Raw genomic sequence first — 19,125 nt, 5'->3', positions numbered from 1 at the left:
AAAATTATTACAAAAACTCAAACCAATCATACTTCATCGTTGATATATTTTTCCTTCAACCCGATACATCCCGAAGAAATACCCCCGAGGCACATTGGAGGTTCTTCTCTATGCCGCAAGTAGCCGCACGTATCACATCAGATCAGGAAAAATGGCTTAAAGACTATTTCCGCACCAAAAGTGCCGGAGCAGAATTCATTCTGCCCTGGGTAGTGGATACGTTTTTCCAAGCAATCAGCATTATAAAGCACACCTTCTCAGACAGCGAACTTGCGCTCATCATTTCTGCACACAAAAATCTTCGAATACAGCCCGAAAACTCCAGTAAGGAGTACCTTCAGCTTCGAGTAGCAAATGCTTGCAATACCAAACAACTCCACAACATTTACGGACTCAGCAGAGATACGCTGGAAGCTAAACTTACCAAGCTTACCAATACCGATGCCGCGGCGCTCATGGTATGGGCAGCAGCATTTTGGGTAAGCAAAAATTGTTCTGCAGATAATATTTCTGAATACATACGCCACTATTAACCTCCGTTCTTCGGTAAGAAGGCTTAGAAGCCTCTACAAGACTAAAGACCTTGTTACTGCACCCTGCAAACCGCCCCTCGTCGCGCAAACAACGTTCGGCATTCACAACATAAAAAAGGTGACGTGTAACCGTCACCTTTTTACGTTCTATCTATTTGTTGAATTACCCATATAAGCCCTGAATCTCCATACAATACGCTGCAAAGTGCGATTTCGGCTTAATCAGAACGGGGGGTGAACCAACGCAGTCTGAGTGCATTAGATACTACAGAAACAGAACTCAACGCCATAGCACCGCCTGCAATCATTGGAGACAGTGTCGGGCCATTAAACAATGCATACAGTAATCCCATTGCAACCGGAATTCCCAGAGTATTGTATCCAAATGCCCATACTAAGTTCTGCTTAATATTTCTGACAGCAGCTTTACTCAGTGCAACTGCGGTAAGTACGCCTGTCAGTTCTCCCGACATAAGGACAACATCACCTGCTTCAACAGCAACATCAATACCTGTTCCCATTGCTATTCCTACATCTGCCGTAGCCAACGCAGGGGCATCATTAATTCCATCCCCTACCATTGCGACCAGATGTCCTTTTTCCTGAAGCTTCTGAACAGTCTTGCTCTTATCCTCAGGATGCACTTCAGAAATAACAGTATCAATGCCCGCCTGCGCCGCCATGGCACTCGCAGTCACACTATTATCTCCAGTGAGCATAACAACATCTATACCCATTTTTTTCAGATCTCGTACAACAACAGATGCTTCCGGCTTAATCGTATCTGCAACAGCAAGCATAAGCGCCGGAGTATTATCTACGGACATAATGAGTGCAGTTCTGCCTTGTTGCGCCTGTTCTTTCATCCGCGCCATGACTTCTGTATTCCGCTCAACCTCTGTGTACGCGGCATTCCCGATGCGCACATGCTTTCCGTCGACAATTCCGTAAATGCCTTTACCGGACTCTGCAGTAACATCTTGCGCCGCAACCAAAGAAACACCACGTTCTTTGGCTCCCTTCACAATGGCCGTTGCTAATGGATGCTCAGAAAGACTCTCAAGAGAAGCAGCATATGCCAAGACCTCTTGTTCATTGAATCCATTCAAAGGTTCCACATAAACAAGCTCCGGTTTGCCATAGGTAATAGTACCTGTTTTATCAAACACAACAGTCTGCACTCGACCTGTCTGCTCCAGCGCTGTTCCGTTTTTAAACAACACTCCGAGCTGTGCACCGCGGCCTGTTGCCACCATAATTGACGTTGGTGTCGCAAGCCCCATTGCACACGGGCAGGCAATGACCATGACCGCCACAAATATGCGTAGCGAAAACGGGAACGATGCGCCGGCTATAAGCCAAGCTAACCCTGAAAGTAAGGCTATGCACATAACTATTGGAACAAAATATAAACTCACGGTATCGGCCATAGAGGCAATTGGCGCCTTGGAACCCTGCGCATCCTGAACAACACGAATGATGCGTGAAAGCACTGTATCTGCCCCTACATGCTCAGCCTTCATGGTCAGAGCACTATGGGTATTCACGGTACCTCCGGCAAGAGAGTCACCCACGGTTTTGGAGACTGGCAGTGATTCCCCTGTCAGCATAGATTCATCAACACTTGATGAGCCCTCTAGAATACTGCCGTCCACAGGAATGCGCTCGCCAGGACGGATAAGCAGAATATCTCCAGCCACAACATCTGCTGCCGGAACTGTTTGCTGTTCACCTTCAACAATGCGAATGGCAGTATCTGGTGTTAAATCCATCAATCCTTTGATGGCATCAGAGGTATGAGAGCGGGAGCGGGTTTCAAGGTATTTTCCTAAGGATACAAGCGCAATCAGCACCCCTGCAGCCTCAAAATACAGATCCATGACTCTCGCCATGACATCAATACCAAGATAAATTTCAATAGTTCCCCAAAGACTGTATGCAAAGGCAGCACCTGTTCCTACAGCAATGAGGGAATCCATATTCGGAGCACCCCTGAAAAGATTTTTAAAGCCATGAATATAAAAATCACGCCCTGACCACATGATAGGGATAACCAAAATCAACTGAATAAGAGAGAAAGTCTTTGGCGAAGAATGAGGAGCTAACCACTCAGGCAAGCTCAAGCCTGTCATATCGGTCATCGCAATAATCAACAAAAGCGAAGCAAAAATAATCTCGGGAACAAGCTTAGCTTTCATTTCCGCAAGACGGTTACGCATGTTTTCCTGCTGCTCTTCCCATAGGGATGTAACATCCTGAGCAGCACCTTCTTCTGCTTCCTGCACTGTGGCACCAAACCCGAGCATAGCAACTTTTTCTATAAATGCAGCAATGGCAGCTTCGCTAGAAACGCCTTCGGCCGGTTGTATACGTGCGACTTCCGTTGCAAGATTAACTTCCACAAAAGAAAATTCCGGCATTTGAGATGTCACTTTCTCAATGCGTGCAGAGCACGCAGCGCAATGCATCCCAGTAATTGAAAAACGCAGTAAAGAACCATCCGCTGAGGATGACTGCGGAGGAACAGCCTCATACCCGATAGCTGCGACCTTCTGCACAATATCTTCCACACTGCATTGAGCAGGATCAAACTCAACTTGCATAGAATCTGTCGCAAGATTCACTGCAACCTTTGAGACCCCGTCTATTTCAGAAACGCCTTTCTCAACACGGGCAGAGCAAGAAGCACACGTCATTCCCTTTACGGGAATAGTTAGTGTGCGAAGTCCAGCCGTACGTTCAGACTCGATATGAGTATCAGTCATAACAAACCTCATTGCTTCAATCAGGCACAATCATATATGGTTAAAAGGCACCCAACCTCAAACAGAATATGAGGTTGAGCGGTACTGGTACTTGAGCTATGCTACGCCTGAGACTGAGTAAATTCAATTCTTTTAAAACAGTTGCATAAGGATTACACAATGCCAGCACTCACTGTTTCCGGAATGTCCTGCCAACACTGCGTCAGCGCAGTTACTAAAGCACTTGAATCCATTGAAGGTATCTCTGACGTCTCTGTCGATTTGCTTTCCGGCAAAGTTGAATGGAAAGAAGCAACGCCAGTTCCTCAAGATGTCATTGAAAGTGCTATCACCGGTATAGGGTTTGAAGTAAAAAAATAGCATTAACTCAAATCAATAAAAAAGAGCCGGATTATTCCAGCTCCAGTTGACCACATGCGCAACAATGCGCCATACGTAAAAAGCCAAGCTTCACATAGTATTACATATGTAGCAGCTTGGCTTTTTAATATTCCTTTTCCAGAACAAAACTAGCTTAATCTGTCAGGAGCACATACACCACAGGTGTTGTTTTCTCTTCTTCCAAATCAGACAGCCTGTTATCGTATGACAACAACAAGTGAGTCACTTTTACGCTCTGCAATCCAATCTTGAGATAATGGCTTCTTTAAATCGAGTACAATACGCACTCTGTCTTTATGGTGCCCAAGTCGCACAGCCTTGACCAGACCATCTTCGGCAACGTTCGGGGCTGAAAGCTTTTCGCTAAAACGCCCGATAACATCAATCACCAGCCTCTGCGGCTTGTTTAACGTAAAAATTTTATAGGTGAACAATGCAGATGTCTGTACTGATAATTTCTCTTTGGCATACTCAACCGTTGGCAAAGGTAGTGCAGTTTTTACGTCCTTTGCAGGAGAGGATTTAGCAATACTCTTCTTTTTTTGCGGTACCGTTGCAGAAACATCCGAAGAAACCGTTGAAGTAGCTTTATCCTGTTGTTTCCCCAAAACTTTTTCTGAAGAAGTCACACCTGCAGGGATTATACCCTTAGAAGAAACATTCTTTTTAGTAAGCTCATTCGAGACAGCCGCTTCCTTCTTTTTAATCAGAACGACCTTGCTGTCAGGAATAGTATCTTCAACTGTTTTCAATGCATCTGTGGCACTTTTTTTTATCACAAGTGCTTTCAGAGAATTGTCGGTTGCAGCGTTCGTCACAGCAAGCTGCGAGGAGGCATTAGTAGAAATGATGTATGCATCGCGCATTATCCATTTATTATATGCAATAAGCACAGCCCCTACGACCAGAGCCAGTAAAATAAGCATAATAATTTTACGGTTCATGCACCCTCCACATACTAATTACATAAACTACTTTTCAGATCGCCCTTCACTTCGAACATATTCAAGAAAACGCTGAGCAGGACGCAAGTTCTTATTAAGAGAAATTGCGCGGTTCAGGTAGCGAATCGTGTTCCCAAAATCTCCCATATCGTAATAGACACGTGCAACGTTGAACAATGCATGGTCGTCTTCAGGACTCATCTCAACAACACGCAACTGGTGCTGTAAAGCAGCGGCAGGAAGCTTTTGTTTGCGTAAGTTAGAACCAAAGTCAGCAAACACATGTTTATGCTCAGGAACAATACCCTCTTTAGAGTCCGCCAGTCTGGTCAGTACCTTAAGCGCATTACGTCTGTCGCCATTTTCCAAAGCAACAAGTGCCTCTTCAAAACTTGCTTTCAAATTCTTTGCAACGTTTTCAGGGGTCTTTTGCTCTTCAGCAAATTTTTCTGCTTCCCTGCGCGCAATTTCCAGCGCTTCTGAAGAAGAGACAAGCTCAGGAGTAACGTCTCCGCCATGCTTGTCTTTCAACACAAACTTATATGGTTCATCAGGCAAAGAACGTGCTTCATGTTCCACAAGATGTGCGTGCGCAAGCACCTGCGGTTGCAGCAGAACATCCGGTTCTTCCATAAACCTGTGCATAAAATCTTCAATACGTAAGCGGTACTGAGCTCCGGCAACTGTAAGCTGCGTGGATAATGCCTGAATCATTACAGTGTCATTATCTGTAAACCAGACAAGCCAGTATCGTTTTCCCTGCTCTGCAGGAGCAGAACTCTGTTCAGATTCAAATGTGGAGTACACACCTTTAAATTCTAAATGCAACACAACGTACTTCCTGATGACGTTCAAATTATCGTAAATATGACTTTCGCGTTATTGCCTGCAAAAATCTCTGGGCAGGCTCCAGTTTCGGATTTGCTACAAGAGCACGATTAAGCCATCTTTTACAATCGGCCATTTTTCGTAAATCATAATAGACCCGGGCAACATTGTAACATAAATGATCATCATTAGGAGAAAGCTCAATTGCTTTCAAGTAATGTTTCAATGCAATTTCCGGCTCACGTTGTTTACGCAGACGTGTCCCAAACCCGTTAAACAAATGTTTATGTCTTCTCTTCCATTTCACGTTCTTCTCTGAAACGGCAAGTAATATTTTGCGCCCCTGCTTTACATAGCCACCGCGCAGCATACTCATGCCCTTATCAAAACGTTCAGAAGCTTCTCTTTCTTCATGTTGCAGAGCAGATTGTTTTTCACCCAGAGCCGAAACAGTTGCAACCAGCTCATCCTGAGCATCCAACAACTGCCGTACACTACTATCTTGTGCAATATTTGTGGCCTGCACTTCCAGTGCAAGCAATCCCGGCTCAAAAACATACTCATCTTCAAATTCATCTCGATCGATAACACGCTTATCGCCAATGGGGGTCAAGTTATTCGTGAGCAACTGTACTTCAATACAGCCACCTGCACCCTCACTGGCAAACCAGTATCGCTTCGAAATACTTCGTCTTCTTGTCGCACCTGACCCAATCCAAAGACTGGACTTAGTGTGATATACACCTTCTGTCATCTATTGCCCCCAATATATGCGCGTATAATCTGGCTTAACCCTATCACAGCCCTTTACTCTTGAAAACAGCATGTTAGGACATCAAACTAGTATTTCAAAAACATTGTGGACGCTTAGTATCTTTTGCTTTACGGTTCTGGCATGCATGAAATGGCAATAGCAGCAAGTCTTATCGATATCGTCAAGGAAGAGATGGCAAAGCATAATGCCTCCAAATTGCTGATGGTTCGTGTTTGTTACGGAAAATTGACAAACCTTGTGCCCGACGCACTTGAGTTTGCTTTTGAAGTACAGACCAAACAAAGCCCTTTGGAGGATGCTAAGCTGGAGCTTAAAGAAATTCCTGTGACTGTCACATGCGGTGAATGCTCTACAGAGTTCACACCGGAAGGGACGGATCTTTTTTATATGCCTTGCCCTGAATGCGAAAGTCTATTCGGGCACAACGTGCTCACAGGAAAAGAACTTTACGTAGATCATCTTGAAGCGGAGTAAATAGTACCCATGGAAATCCCAGTAGTACGCAACATTCTTGAAGCAAACGACAAAATTGCAGTTACATTAAAAGAACTTTTTGCAAAACACGGTATTCTGGTTCTCAACCTTATCAGTTCACCGGGCGCAGGTAAGACCTCAATTCTTGAGCGCACTCTTACCGATCTGAAAAATGAATTCACCATGGCTGTCATCGAAGGTGACTGCCAGACTGACAATGATGCTCGCAGAGTTGCCGAAACTGGTGCTAAAGCTGTGCAGATCAACACAGACGGTGGTTGTCACCTTGACAGCAACATGATTACTGCTGCTCTCGCCAATTTTAATCTTGATGAAATCGACATTCTGTTTATTGAGAATGTCGGGAACCTTGTATGTCCCGTTGAATTCGACTGCGGTGAGGATTACAAAATTGCTCTGCTCAGCGTTCCTGAAGGTGACGATAAGCCTGAAAAATATCCAGCCTTATTTGAAAAATCTTCCGCTATGATTCTGAACAAGTGCGACCTGCTCCCATATGTTCAGTTTGATGTTGAGCGCGCCAAAAAGTTTGCAACACAGTTAAACAAAGATATGCCTGTATTCGAGACATCCTGCACTACCAGTGATGGGCTTGATACATGGTATGACTGGTTGCGTACTGCTCACAAAGCCAAGCAAAAGTAAAATCTTACCCAAATAGTTACACCTCGCCCCCGTTTTTCCGGGGGCTTTTTTCATCGTTCGATCCGATAAAAACGGGTCACCTATAATATCGGCAGAAATATTCAAAAAAATAGAAATCTGCCTCTGGACAACCCTCTCGTCAGTGACTACTGACATTATACCGAATTTCGTACAGCCTGCCTCACCCACGGCCGCACTGGACAGACTGTTTTTCACAACGCGGCACAAGTCTACTGTTTGGAGACCATTATGAGTACTGACTGTAGCAGTGGTTCCTGCTCTTCCGGTTCATGCGGCGGAGCCCCTACTGAATTGGATGCCGGCGAAGCACGCATGCAACGCACCATCAGCCGCATTAAACATAAAATTGTTGTTATGTCGGGTAAAGGCGGAGTTGGAAAAAGTACTGTTGCCACAAACATCGCCATCGGTCTTTCTCTTGCCGGAAAAAAAGTCGGCCTGCTTGATGTCGACGTACATGGCCCGAGTGTTCCGCGCCTTTTGAGCATGCGTGACTCCAAAGTTCACATTGAAGAATCTTTCATTGAGCCGGTCACATGGAGTGAAAACCTCTCTGTTATGTCTCTCGGCTTTCTTCTTCCTAACTCATATCAGCCTGTAGTATGGCGCGGTCCCGTAAAAATGGGCTTTATCAAGCAGCTTCTCTCTGATGTTGTTTGGGGCGACCTTGACTATATGGTTGTCGACTGCCCTCCGGGCACAGGTGATGAACCACTTTCTGTCATGCAGTTACTTGGAAACGATGCACAGGCTGTTATTGTAACAACACCACAGGGTGTTGCTATTGATGACGTACGCCGTTCTGTTACTTTTGTTGGTGATGTGGGCAATCAGGTTCTGGGCATTGTTGAAAACATGAGCGGCGTAGTATGTTCGCAGTGCGGTAATGTTGAAAACATCTTCGGCAAAGGCGGCGGTAAAAAGCTTGCAACAGAAGTAGGCGTCCGTTTCCTCGGCGACATCCCGCTTGACCCTGAAATTGTCCGCTCAGGTGATGAAGGGTATGCCTTCCTCTCTGTTCAAAAAGAAAGCCCGACAGCTCAGGCCATTCAAAAAATCATCAAACCGATCCTCATGCTTGATGACGGTGCGGCACCATCACAAAAGCTCCACCCTGTGCTTCCGCCTCATAAAGGCACTATTAAAGTTGCCTTACCGGTAACAAAAGGTACACTTTCACCATCCATGCATCTTGCAGAGCAATATCTGATTGCAACTGCTGATGCTGAATCAAAGCAGATTCTCTCTACAGAAACAGTTGATGCTCCAGCGTATGAACCGAAAGCTGCAGCCTCTTTTCTTGAACGCCTTGAGGCTGGGTATGTACTTGCGAAAGAAGTACCGCAGGATGCTTGCGATGCACTGAAAGCAAAACACATTTCACTGGTTAAAGGCGTTACTGTAAATGCCCCTGTTGCGGTAGTAACTGACTTTATTGAAGGAAAACTGCTCGCAGCAAGCTAACACTTTTTTCTTTACATAACTGTATGACAACCCCTTGTTCTGTATGAGCAAGGGGTTGTTTTTTTTGCTTGCTGGCATGTACCCAAAATTAAATTACAAACTCGTGTTCTATTCGAACTCTTTTTTCTTGTGGAGCGATACGTTGCAGTTTATATTTTCTCTTAAGTATCTGGCACTTATACTTTCACTCTCATTTTCTGCTATGATGCTTTCCGATCTTGCCAAACTACCAGTTCTCTACCTGATCCCTTCTATAGTATACTTAGTTTGGCTCAACTATACAGTTATGTACGTAACATGTCGCTTCCGAAGTATTGCTGCCTATCTGGTTCCACCAGTATTCTTCATAAGTGCTTTAACCAGCTACTTTCATGGAGTGTACGGTGTAACTGTCGACAAAGAGCTTATCTTTCTCCTTCTGGAAACTAACTGCGGAGAAGCAGGTGAATTCATGACACCTGAGGTCATGATTTTTGGTATAACAGCCCTATTATTCTCCGTTGCAATCTTTTTTCTACTGCGCCGTTCGACCGGATCAATTAATAAGAAAACGGTTGCAATCCTGCTTGTTATTCTGCTTCCTACTACGGTCCTTCTAAGTGCATACAAGAAAACTCAACCAGTGCGCAAAGTACGCCCTGCTGTAGCAATAAAATATGCTTTTCCTTACTCTGTAATCACCGGATTCGCTGATTTTACTTGCCAATTCATTAAGAATATAACGAAAGGCAAACTCCTCAGCGCTGCTGCCCTTCCTTCTTCATTCACAAAATCCGCTACTCCGTTAAAGCTCATTATTATTATCGGAGAATCTGCCCGTGCAGACCGATTCCAATTAAACGGCTACATGCGAGACACTACCCCAAAGCTGAGTATAGAAAAAAACCTTATCAATTTTGGAGCTATTACATCGTTTGCTGCATACACGCGCCTTTCAGTCCCTGCGATGATAACTCCGGCAACCAGTAAGCATCCAGAAACGACAATGAGCTCCTACTGCGGTCTCTTTAAAAAACACGGCTTCTCAACAACATGGATATCCGCAAACGACCGGTTTAGCAGTAATGACACTCCCACAACGCAAGCCATAGGCAATGTAGATCAAAAAATATTCCGCAACACTCTGGGTGATATCAAGTACAGCGAATTCCAAGATGCAATGCTTCTTGCGCCGCTAAAAAAGACACTCACAAACGGTGCAGACGACGATCAGGCTATCACAATACATACCCGAGGAAGCCACGCAAACTACGCTGCCAGATACTCAAAAGAATTCAAAAGATTTACTCCTGACATTTACACTGAGGATATGGAAAAAGAGATTATTGATAATGCATACGACAACAGTATCCTTGCCACAGACAGTTTTATTGCATCGATTATTGACCTTGTACGCGACGAAAATGCCGTAGTTGTCTACAGCTCAGATCATGGTGAATCTTTAGGGGAAGAAGGACGCTTCGGACATGGCAATGCCAATGCTGCAGAACAACGAAACGTACCGTTCTTCATCTGGGTCTCAGACACATATAGCAAAACACATCCACGGGCGGTTGCAGCACTTAAGAATAAAGTTTGCTCACCTCTTTCGCACGATGTCTTTTTCCCATGGATTCTCAATCTGGGAGGAATATGCATTCAGGATACTACACAAACGGCACTACTAACGTCTTGTCCTTCTCATCAGGCATGTAACGAGAATTAATACATTCCGCGCAAAGATAGCTTACAGACATTTTGGGCTTGCCTTGTTTACTTCAGAATTCATAACTACTAGTCACAAAAAGAAATACAAAAAGCCGAACACACAGAAAGGTGTGTTCGGCTTTTTGGTATAAGTCGATAACAAGCTGACCAATTGTCAGCCCATAAAGAACTAAAAAGTAATTTTTACGTATGTAATAAATTCAACTAGAAAAAAATTCCTGCAAGAGCTCCAATGAACAACATGACAGAAATAAATCCATTCATCGTAAAGAAAGCCATATTTACACGGCTCATATCATCCGCACTGATGATCGTATGTTCCCAATAAAGTACACCGGAAACAACAGCCCACACAGCAAAGTACGGCCAACCTAATCCGGCAGCCCAACCTCCCATAAGGAACATAATGGAAGTAACTACATGGCAAAATGAAGAAATAACTAACGCGGATTCAAGGCCAAAATGTGCCGGAACAGAATTCAACCCAACAGAACGATCATAGTCTGCATCCTGACAGGAATAGATAATATCAAAGCCTGCAACCCAGAATAAAATACCCCAGGCGAACAGTACTGCGGCTACTGTAAACTGTGGATCAATACTTATCCAACCAGCAAGTGGCGATAAGGCAAGCACTGCTCCCAGCCAAAAATGGCATAACCATGTAAATCGTTTCAGCAGGCTATAAAAAACTGCAACAAAAAGTGCCACCGGCGCCAGCTGGAAACTCAGTTCATTTATAAAAAAACAGGCAATAACAAAAATTAGTGCCATCACAGCAATGAACACCCATGTCTGTACCGGTGAGATTTCTCCGGTCACAAGAGGACGCTGCTGTGTTCGTGGATTCTTGGCATCAAACGGCAGATCAATCACCCTGTTGAATGCCATGGCAACAGAGCGGATTGCCACCATTGCTACTGTCAGCAGCAAAAATGGCTTTATTGATGGAAAACCGCCTGCAGCGATAAACTGTCCCAAATAGGCAAAAGGCAGTGCAAAAACAGAGTGTTCAATCTTAACCATCCGGCATACCGCACCGAATTTGGCCACAGGAGTAGAAACCGCCGTCATGAAACATCCTTAATAACAATACCGTACTTATTATACAGTACTTTTGAATAATTAGAAAAATGCTCTAAAGCCTGCATCTGCCCCTTGCAGCGCAGTTCATTAATTTCATCATACCGCTCAATAAGAACCTCAACAACAATAGGATCCAGTTTGTCGGAATCGCCAAGCTGACGCAAGACCCTTGTTGCCTGATCAAAATCCATCCCCCTGCGGTACGGGCGGTCTTCAGTTATCGCCGTAAAAACATCCGCAACCTGTACAATGCGGGAACCGAGTGAGATATCTTTCCCTGCAATCCCATGCGGGTACCCACTGCCATCCATACGCTCATGATGCTGGCATGCCCAGTCCCGAATCACTTCCAGCCCCGGAATACCGGAAAGAATATGCTCCGTGTACGTTGCATGGCGCTGAATGATGGAAAACTCTTCTTTGGTCAACTGTCCATTTTTTTCGAGCAACGCCGCCGGAACAGCCAGCTTACCGATATCATGGAGACGACCAGCTATCTGGAAAAATACCTGCTCGACTTCATTAAAACCAAGCCAGCGACCAAGAACACTGGATGTTACAGCTACACCTTGAGAGTGTGTTGCTGTAAACCTGCTTCGAAAATCAATAACTTTCGCAAATAATCCTGTGAAGTCCAGTACACCATCAGCATTAAGAATATCTGAATCAAACTGTGTGGATAAGTTGAGGGATGTTTCTGTACGCGCAGAATGAAGACTGTGGTAATAATTCCGTTTAGATTCAGATTCGCGCAAAGCTTCGAGATAGTCAGGATTGAAGAGCGTACCAGAGTGCTTACGGCATAAATCGATAAGCACAGGAATCTGTAACCGTGCGGGACGATCACGCCTGGTATTCACATCAATGAAATCAGCAAGATTGATTATATTGCTGATTTCATAGTGCTTATCCATTTCCCGCAATTCCTGCCACGGAGTGTGGTGGTATTCAACAAGCTTGGATACGTCTTTCAATTTTTGGGAGGAACTGATGATAACAGAACCGGCAATGGAGTGCTTAATGGTATCATCTTCAAACAATAGGGAATCAACTGCAGGATATAGTGACACTGCACCGATATCATGAAGCATTGCAGCCAGAACAACATTTCTATGCTCAAAGCTGCTTAATCCGTAGCACTCGGCAATACGTGAAGCAATAAATCCGACATTAGTATGGTGCCCTGCAAGAGTCTGGGAAACCATATCCAATGAACGGGCTAACGCACTGACAAGATCGTACAGACGAACTTTAAAGTTATCCTCTTCTGTGAAGGCAAGCCCCGGAGCCTGACATTCATGCTGAAATACCACAGCTTCTCCTACTTAATTCCCGCAATCAGCCGGATCACCCTGCAATTTAGCGATAGTATGCCCCAATGCAGGTAAGACCGCTTCCAAATTTTCCGCAACAGCTTTTGTACTGCCCGGCATATTTATAATAAGAGAGCCACCAAGAGTACCTGCAACAGCCCTTGAAACCACAGCATGCGGAGTTTTTTGCAAACTGGCTGCCATCATAGCCTGCTCTATCCCGCGAAGCCTGCGGTCAATAACCTTCAATGTTGCTTCCGGTGTTACATCCCGGGGAGCTACACCTGTTCCACCTGTGGTCAGGATAAGATCAAATTTCTGGAGTAAAGCTAAATCCGACAGTAACTGGCGTAGCTGCAGCTCCTCATCAGGAATAATGAATCCGCGAGAATATGAAAGTGTATAGGCGTCACGGACAAGCTGCTCAATTAAGGGCCCGCTGCCGTCTACACGCTGCTTTCGCGCACCCTTATCAGAAAGGGTCACCCACGCAAGACTAAGCTCCTTCTTTACGGGGTGAACAGAATACGTCGTATCTTTCTCAACATCACAGAGCAATTCTACCCACATACCTTCTATGGAGTGTTTTCCACAGCGTGATGGTGTATACCCGTTCTGCACTACCTGAAAAAGTGGAGCATTTTTGTTATCTACGGAAGTAAAATGAGTTCCTACAGGAAAGTACGCCGGTGGTAGTTCCGTATCAATAGATGCGGCCAAGGAATTTTCTTCACCAGCTCTACCGATAAATACGACATCACCACAGGACAACGTCTGTAACGCTTTCAACGAAAATGTGTTCATATCTTCAAACTACACTGCATTGCAGAAAACTGCTTTATCATTTGTGCTCAATACAATCGTCAGTGCATTAAGCTATCTTGTATTTTCACATAGCCAGACCAGCTCGTCTCTCCAAAAAATAAGCATATCAGATTCAGATACGATGATATGAAGAAAAGAACTCAAACGTTCTCTTCAGAATAAACAACAAGCATTTACTTTATATTATCCTGATATCATAGTGAAAATAAAAAATAAAAACAATACGCCTTTTTATCAGGCTATTACCGAATCAAGCAATAAAAATGGATAGATAGCCAGCAGGACAAATACCCTCTTCCTGTTTTCAAAGCAATACCGAACCCAAAGCATCCAGTAAGCGCACACCCACAAAGTCACAGACAACACAAAAGTCAGGAGCAAATAAAAAAACGGGCTCAAAATCGAGCCCGCCTGATGAATCATAATATAATCAAAACTGCTATAAGATCTGGCTGAGGAATAACTTAGTGCGTTCATGCTCAGGGCTGGTAAAGAAATGTTCAGGAGTACCTTCTTCAACCAACTGCCCGCCATCCATAAACACAACGCGGTCAGCCACCTCACGGGCAAAGCCCATTTCGTGAGTTACTACGACCATTGTCATACCTTCTTTTGCAAGATTCTTCATAACATCAAGAACCTCACCAACCATTTCCGGATCAAGCGCCGAGGTAGGCTCATCAAACAGTAGCACCTTCGGATCCATTGCCAACGCACGGGCAATAGCAATTCGCTGCTGCTGACCACCGGAAAGCTGATCAGGATACACATTATATTTATGTGCAAGGCCAACTTTTTCCAGCAGTTCCATACCCTTCTTTTCCGCTTCTTTTTTAGAACGCTTACGCACGGTCATCTGTGCCATGGTAATATTATCAATCACGCTCATATGCGGGAAAAGGTTAAAGGACTGGAAGACCATGCCAACTTCGGCACGGATTTCGTTGATGTCACAGTTTGGATCCAGCACCTCAGTACCTTCGATGGTGATAGAGCCACTGTTTGCATATTCCAGACGATTTAAGCAGCGCAGAAACGTAGATTTACCGGAACCAGACGGCCCGATAACAACAAGCACTTCACCTGCTGCCACGTTCATGGAAACATCTTTGAGAGCATGAAGCTCTTCAGGGATGTAGAAATATTTATTTACATTTTTAGCACTGATCATCGTACCGCTCTCCTTTCAAGGTACTGAACCGCCACAGAAAGGGCAAAAGTAAGTACGAGGTACATAATCGTACAAGCAATCCACAGTTCATAAGACATGAGGGACGAACTGATTACCTCGCGGGTAGCCTTTGTCAACTCACGCACAGCAATTACACCAAGCAGTGAGGAGTCCTTAATAAGGCTGATGAACTGGCCTGCAAGAGGAGGAAGAATACGTCGGAATGCCTGCGGCAGGATAACCTTGCGCATAGCCTGCTGTCCGCTAAGTCCCAATGCACGCGCAGCCTCACTCTGACCACGATGCACAGACTGGACACCGGCACGTACAATTTCAGCCACATAAGCACCAGTAAAAATAGCCAGTGCAAACACGCCGTACCATAAGGCAGGAATAGCACTCAGCCCTACTTTATCCAGCATGGCATTGATAAGAGAACCTGCCACAAAATACCAAAGGAAAATTTGAACGAGCAGAGGCGAACCACGGATAAGTTCAACATAGGTAACAGAAAGCCAACGCAGACAAGGATTTTCAGAAATACGCATCAAGCCGGCAAGGATACCCACGATAATACCAAGAACAATCGCAAGCATGGAAACCTTAAGCGTTACATAGGTTGCCTCAAGCAAAATACCGGGCTTACTTACACGGTATTCGGCGATAGTATCACCCATGTATACGTAGTCACCTTCTACCAGAAAAATATTTGCATCTGGAGGCAGGTTAACAATTTCCTCATGCCCGCCGTCCTGAATAATCAGAGTATACCCTGCAGCAGTCTTATCAATCTTTGTAAGATCACCTTCTGCTTCGGAACGAACCTCAAGGTCTTTATCCAGCCAGAAGTACTGCGGCACCTGTTCCCAGCGCCAGTTGTAATCTACAAAATCTGCAGCAGCGTAAATAAAGCCGATGCCAAGCAGGCAAATTGCCACAAACATGGCTTTCCAGAAGAGGTAATAGCCCGGCTTTTTAGGACGGTCGAGTCCTGTGTAATTCATCATCTGCGAATCCTTATCTCAACACGTTACAAACAAGTTCTTAAAAACAGTAAAACCTTCCGGCTCCACATCACGCTGTGTATATATCACAGCGAGTCATAAAACCAGAAGGAAGCTTAGCTTGCCTTGTATTATTTTTACTGTCCCCTGCAACGCAGGTGAGCGTGACAGTAAAATAAACAGGGTCGGCACTAGGCCGACCCCTTGTAGACAAAATTCCCTATTTCTTCAACTGGGATTTCCAAGCATCGGAACGGAACCATTTGTCGTAAAGACGCTGGTAACGACCGTCGTTTTTAAACTGGAAAATAAAGTTGTTGAGGAAGTTCGCAAAATCAGGGTCACCCTGCTTGTAACCGATAGCCATTGGCTCAAAAGTAAACGGATCGTTCAATACGAATACTTTGCCTTTACCCTGAACGGAAGCAATGTTCTCAAGGGCAGGAATATCAAAAACAAATGCATCAGCACGACCGGAAATAACTTCCATACCGCAGTCTACTTCTTTTTCGAAAGACTTGTAGGTTGCTTTTGGCAGATATTTTTTAACAGCTTCTTCACCGGTTGTACCAAGACGGGATACAACAACATATTTAGGGTCATTCAACTCTTTGTAACGAGCAATTTTACCCTGAAGCTTGTTGGAAACCATTACGCCCTGTCCCATAAGGAAGTATGGATCAGAGAAACCGATCTGCAGGTTACGTTGCTGAGTAAGGGTCATACCGGAAATAATAACATCAAACTTGTTGGAAAGCAGGGAAGGAATAATGCCGTCAAAGTCTGTGTTAACCGGCACAAATTTTACGCCCATAGCTTTTGCAAGTTCTTTTGCAAGATCGATATCAAAACCGATGTAACGACCGTTTTTATCGGTAATCTCAAAAGGAGCGTAACTTGCGTCAAAACCGACACGAAGCTCACCGCTTTTCAGAATCTTGTTAATTGTAGATTCTTTTGCAAGGTCAATATCTGCTGCAGAAGCAGGTGCTGCAAGCATAAAGGTCATGGCAATCGCCATAAGTACTTTTACAAATTTCATCCCTATTCTCCCATAATAATAAAAAACAACTAGAGTTAGTATTTCCCTTCGGTCAAAACTTCCTTAATTACCATTTCCCGTCTGCACTTATCGCACTTTGGCATAGGCTCTTCGGGCAAAGCGATAATCTGACTTTTGCGGCATATCGGACAGATAACCTCAACAAACTCGCGCTTATAACGATCTTTAAGTACTCGTTCCATCCTACTAACTCCTTACATAAAAAATAACGTTCAGATCATGCATCAGACATGTTCTTCAGCAGCCTATCAAACGTTCCAGAACCGTTTTCGGCCCCACTGCAGAATGCTGCCGCACATCATTTTTCACTAATAAAACCAAAAGGCCACACCGGCTTCCCTCCCAGCAGACTGAAACTGTACACTTTTTTTTGTACAACAGAAATACCGGGTCCGGCACCGTCGACAACAGCTGTTTCCCGCAGCTTGGTTGCCGATTGATATATGTAGTATATTCACTCCGTAACGTCCACTCCAAAACGTGGCAACCACGCATTATTCCTTAGCTACATCTAAGCCTGCTTCGGATTTTTTAACGAAACTGTCTCGCGCAATTGTCTCAACACCAGCAGGTTTGACAGCAGGAACCCTCAGGCATATTCCCACGTTTTTTCCAATTTTCTCTTTGCGGAGGGCTCATGTCGCAAAAACTGTTACGCAATGCACTTATCTTATCCATGAATGACAAACGCGAGATGTTTGTTAACGGTGATATCCTTATTACTGGCGACCGCATCAGCGCTGTCGGCACAGTAGAACCCGAGCTAATCTCACCGGATGCTGAAGTCATTGACTGTACAGATTCCATCATTATTCCCGGTCTTATCAACACACATGTTCACTTGTGCCAACAACTCGGGCGTGGACTGGGAGACGATGTAGACCTCCTCACATGGCTGCATGAACGAACATGGCCCTACGAACTGGCTATGACAGAAGAAGACGTTGAAATTTCAGCTCTTGCCTGCTGTGCAGAACTCATCCGCTCAGGTGTGACCTGCTTCGCAGAGCCAGGAGGACAACATGTGGACGCAATGGGACGGGCTGTCACAAAAGCCGGTATCAGAGGCATCCTAGCCCGCTCCACCATGGACTGCGGTGAGGGAATTCCAGAAAACAAACAGGAAAGTACAGACGAAGCACTCAATATCCAGCTTGACCTAATCAAACGCTGGAACGGCGCTGAAAACGATCGTATCCGTTGCTGGTTCGGGTTAAGAACCATCTTCAACAACTCCGATGAACTTATCGTGCGTACCAAGAAGCTTGCTGACGAAATGAACCTCGGCATTCATATGCACGTTGCTGAAATCAAAGAAGAGGTTGATTTTGTACGCAACACACGCGGTGCCACCACTGTCGAACACCTTGCAAAGCTGGGTGCTCTCGGCCCGAACCTTCTTGCAGTACACACAGTGTGGCTTACTGAACGTGAAATTGAACTTTTTGCCGAGCACAATGTTAAAGTCTCACACAACCCGGGTGCAGCCATGCGTGTCCTTGGCTTTGCACCGGTTCCTGAAATGCTTAATAAAGGTGTTTGTGTGAGCATTGCGACGGACGGTGCACCATGCAACAACCGTATGGACATGCTGGACGAACTGTACCTGACTGCCCTTATCCATAAAGGCCGCACGCTTGACTCAACGACTGTTCCAGCGGAAACCATTCTTGAGATGGCAACTGTAAACGCTGCCAAGGCACTGTTGTGGGAGGATCAGATTGGCTCTTTGACTTCTGGGAAAAAGGCAGATCTCGCAATCATCAAACCTTCACTCAAACCGGGCTCTGTGCCAGTGCACGACCCTGTGTCCAGCCTTGTTTATTCAATGCACTCATCTAATGTGACGCATACCATGTGTGACGGGCAGTGGCTTATGAAGGATAAAGCTATTGTCACGTTCGACGAAAGCGCTCTTCTCGAAAAAGCACAACAGCATGCAGATTCCATCAGAGAACGTGCCGGAATACAGTTAAAACCACGCTTCCCTGTTGTGCGCGTCCGTTAACTCATGCATGTATCGTTCGCTGTTTTTGCATATAGCTATCAGCAACGCAAAAGTAGTAAAAAAATACATGTGAAATACACATGCGTTTTTTTTACGA

The 19,125-nt window shown here is 44.9% G+C and carries 18 protein-coding genes; 7 read left to right on the top strand and 11 right to left on the bottom strand.

What is annotated here, in order from left to right; all coding sequences use genetic code 11:
• Positions 1-110: 110 nt before the first annotated feature.
• Positions 111-533 carry a hypothetical protein gene (locus SP90_RS14000; protein ID WP_066857604.1) on the top strand — a complete coding sequence of 141 codons (423 nt, stop codon included), beginning with the start codon at positions 111-113 and terminating at the stop codon, positions 531-533.
• A 218-nt stretch (positions 534-751) separates the two neighbouring features.
• On the opposite strand, the gene SP90_RS13995 is transcribed toward SP90_RS14000, so the two are convergent.
• Positions 752-3,298: a heavy metal translocating P-type ATPase gene (locus tag SP90_RS13995; RefSeq protein ID WP_066857601.1), complete on the bottom strand. Its 2,547-nt coding sequence runs from the start codon at positions 3,296-3,298 to the stop codon at positions 752-754.
• Positions 3,299-3,457: 159 nt separating this feature from the next.
• Here SP90_RS13995 and SP90_RS13990 point away from each other — a divergent pair, with 159 nt between their 5' ends.
• Positions 3,458-3,658 carry a heavy-metal-associated domain-containing protein gene (locus tag SP90_RS13990; RefSeq protein WP_066857598.1) on the top strand — a complete coding sequence of 67 codons (201 nt, stop codon included), beginning with the start codon at positions 3,458-3,460 and terminating at the stop codon, positions 3,656-3,658.
• Between the two features lie 218 nt (positions 3,659-3,876).
• Here SP90_RS13990 and SP90_RS13985 read toward each other — a convergent pair whose 3' ends face one another.
• The 3 genes from SP90_RS13985 to SP90_RS13975 are packed head-to-tail and all read right to left on the bottom strand — an operon-like array spanning position 3,877 to position 6,205.
• Positions 3,877-4,623, bottom strand: coding sequence for an AMIN domain-containing protein (locus tag SP90_RS13985; protein WP_066857595.1), 747 nt, complete (start codon positions 4,621-4,623; stop codon positions 3,877-3,879).
• Positions 4,624-4,650: 27 nt separating this feature from the next.
• Positions 4,651-5,454 (bottom strand): tetratricopeptide repeat protein, encoded by an 804-nt coding sequence (locus SP90_RS13980; protein ID WP_066857592.1) that lies wholly within the window; start codon positions 5,452-5,454, stop codon positions 4,651-4,653.
• A gap of 25 nt (positions 5,455-5,479) precedes the next feature.
• Positions 5,480-6,205, bottom strand: coding sequence for a tetratricopeptide repeat protein (locus tag SP90_RS13975; protein WP_066857589.1), 726 nt, complete (start codon positions 6,203-6,205; stop codon positions 5,480-5,482).
• 141 nt (positions 6,206-6,346) lie between these two features.
• Here SP90_RS13975 and hypA point away from each other — a divergent pair, with 141 nt between their 5' ends.
• From hypA to SP90_RS13955, 4 genes are all read left to right on the top strand, one after another.
• Entirely contained in the window at positions 6,347-6,700 is a 354-nt protein-coding gene (hypA, locus tag SP90_RS13970) for a hydrogenase maturation nickel metallochaperone HypA (protein WP_066857586.1), read from the top strand.
• Positions 6,701-6,709: 9 nt separating this feature from the next.
• A complete protein-coding gene (hypB, locus tag SP90_RS13965; RefSeq protein ID WP_066857583.1) occupies positions 6,710-7,366 on the top strand; it encodes a hydrogenase nickel incorporation protein HypB in 657 nt (218 codons plus the stop codon).
• 249 nt (positions 7,367-7,615) lie between these two features.
• On the top strand, positions 7,616-8,851 hold the full coding sequence (locus SP90_RS13960) for a P-loop NTPase (RefSeq protein WP_066857580.1): 1,236 nt from the start codon (positions 7,616-7,618) through the stop codon (positions 8,849-8,851).
• Between the two features lie 142 nt (positions 8,852-8,993).
• Positions 8,994-10,556 carry a phosphoethanolamine transferase gene (locus SP90_RS13955; RefSeq protein ID WP_066857577.1) on the top strand — a complete coding sequence of 521 codons (1,563 nt, stop codon included), beginning with the start codon at positions 8,994-8,996 and terminating at the stop codon, positions 10,554-10,556.
• A gap of 206 nt (positions 10,557-10,762) precedes the next feature.
• On the opposite strand, the gene SP90_RS13950 is transcribed toward SP90_RS13955, so the two are convergent.
• The 7 genes from SP90_RS13950 to SP90_RS16725 all read right to left on the bottom strand — a co-directional run bounded on the left by SP90_RS13950 (position 10,763) and on the right by SP90_RS16725 (position 17,202).
• The gene (locus SP90_RS13950; protein ID WP_066857574.1) at positions 10,763-11,632 is read right to left on the bottom strand and encodes a 4-hydroxybenzoate octaprenyltransferase; all 870 of its coding nucleotides are present in this window, start codon (positions 11,630-11,632) and stop codon (positions 10,763-10,765) included.
• On the bottom strand, positions 11,629-12,957 hold the full coding sequence (locus tag SP90_RS13945; protein ID WP_066857571.1) for an HD domain-containing phosphohydrolase: 1,329 nt from the start codon (positions 12,955-12,957) through the stop codon (positions 11,629-11,631). The genes SP90_RS13950 and SP90_RS13945 overlap by 4 nt, the downstream gene beginning before the upstream one ends.
• 12 nt (positions 12,958-12,969) lie before the next feature.
• A complete protein-coding gene (locus SP90_RS13940; protein ID WP_066857568.1) occupies positions 12,970-13,761 on the bottom strand; it encodes a MogA/MoaB family molybdenum cofactor biosynthesis protein in 792 nt (263 codons plus the stop codon).
• A gap of 460 nt (positions 13,762-14,221) precedes the next feature.
• Entirely contained in the window at positions 14,222-14,953 is a 732-nt protein-coding gene (locus SP90_RS13935) for an amino acid ABC transporter ATP-binding protein (RefSeq protein ID WP_066857565.1), read from the bottom strand.
• On the bottom strand, positions 14,950-15,960 hold the full coding sequence (locus SP90_RS13930) for an amino acid ABC transporter permease (RefSeq protein WP_066857562.1): 1,011 nt from the start codon (positions 15,958-15,960) through the stop codon (positions 14,950-14,952). Before SP90_RS13930 ends, SP90_RS13935 begins: the two co-directional genes overlap by 4 nt.
• A 217-nt stretch (positions 15,961-16,177) precedes the next feature.
• On the bottom strand, positions 16,178-16,999 hold the full coding sequence (locus tag SP90_RS13925) for a transporter substrate-binding domain-containing protein (RefSeq protein WP_066857559.1): 822 nt from the start codon (positions 16,997-16,999) through the stop codon (positions 16,178-16,180).
• Between the two features lie 35 nt (positions 17,000-17,034).
• A complete protein-coding gene (locus tag SP90_RS16725; protein ID WP_197498804.1) occupies positions 17,035-17,202 on the bottom strand; it encodes a hypothetical protein in 168 nt (55 codons plus the stop codon).
• A gap of 455 nt (positions 17,203-17,657) precedes the next feature.
• Between SP90_RS16725 and SP90_RS13920 the strand changes: the two genes are divergently transcribed.
• Positions 17,658-19,028 (top strand): amidohydrolase, encoded by a 1,371-nt coding sequence (locus tag SP90_RS13920; protein WP_066857159.1) that lies wholly within the window; start codon positions 17,658-17,660, stop codon positions 19,026-19,028.
• The last annotated feature ends 97 nt before the right edge of the window (positions 19,029-19,125 follow it).

The sequence above is a fragment of the Halodesulfovibrio spirochaetisodalis genome (genome assembly GCF_001672295.1).
Taxonomy (GTDB): domain Bacteria; phylum Desulfobacterota; class Desulfovibrionia; order Desulfovibrionales; family Desulfovibrionaceae; genus Halodesulfovibrio; species Halodesulfovibrio spirochaetisodalis.
Note: the sequence above shows the minus strand (reverse complement) of the source record. Positions and strands in the feature narration are given on the sequence as shown.

Coding starts and splice junctions, on each gene's coding strand:
- SP90_RS13930 (WP_066857562.1), bottom strand. CDS start 15,960: ATGATGAATTACACAGGACTCGACCGTCCTAAAAAGCCGGGCTATTAC.
- SP90_RS13960 (WP_066857580.1), top strand. CDS start 7,616: ATGAGTACTGACTGTAGCAGTGGTTCCTGCTCTTCCGGTTCATGCGGC.
- SP90_RS14000 (WP_066857604.1), top strand. CDS start 111: ATGCCGCAAGTAGCCGCACGTATCACATCAGATCAGGAAAAATGGCTT.
- SP90_RS13940 (WP_066857568.1), bottom strand. CDS start 13,761: ATGAACACATTTTCGTTGAAAGCGTTACAGACGTTGTCCTGTGGTGAT.
- SP90_RS13950 (WP_066857574.1), bottom strand. CDS start 11,632: ATGACGGCGGTTTCTACTCCTGTGGCCAAATTCGGTGCGGTATGCCGG.
- SP90_RS13935 (WP_066857565.1), bottom strand. CDS start 14,953: ATGATCAGTGCTAAAAATGTAAATAAATATTTCTACATCCCTGAAGAG.
- SP90_RS13990 (WP_066857598.1), top strand. CDS start 3,458: ATGCCAGCACTCACTGTTTCCGGAATGTCCTGCCAACACTGCGTCAGC.
- hypA (WP_066857586.1), top strand. CDS start 6,347: ATGCATGAAATGGCAATAGCAGCAAGTCTTATCGATATCGTCAAGGAA.
- SP90_RS16725 (WP_197498804.1), bottom strand. CDS start 17,202: ATGGAACGAGTACTTAAAGATCGTTATAAGCGCGAGTTTGTTGAGGTT.
- SP90_RS13975 (WP_066857589.1), bottom strand. CDS start 6,205: ATGACAGAAGGTGTATATCACACTAAGTCCAGTCTTTGGATTGGGTCA.
- SP90_RS13985 (WP_066857595.1), bottom strand. CDS start 4,623: ATGAACCGTAAAATTATTATGCTTATTTTACTGGCTCTGGTCGTAGGG.
- hypB (WP_066857583.1), top strand. CDS start 6,710: ATGGAAATCCCAGTAGTACGCAACATTCTTGAAGCAAACGACAAAATT.
- SP90_RS13995 (WP_066857601.1), bottom strand. CDS start 3,298: ATGACTGATACTCATATCGAGTCTGAACGTACGGCTGGACTTCGCACA.
- SP90_RS13920 (WP_066857159.1), top strand. CDS start 17,658: ATGTCGCAAAAACTGTTACGCAATGCACTTATCTTATCCATGAATGAC.
- SP90_RS13925 (WP_066857559.1), bottom strand. CDS start 16,999: ATGAAATTTGTAAAAGTACTTATGGCGATTGCCATGACCTTTATGCTT.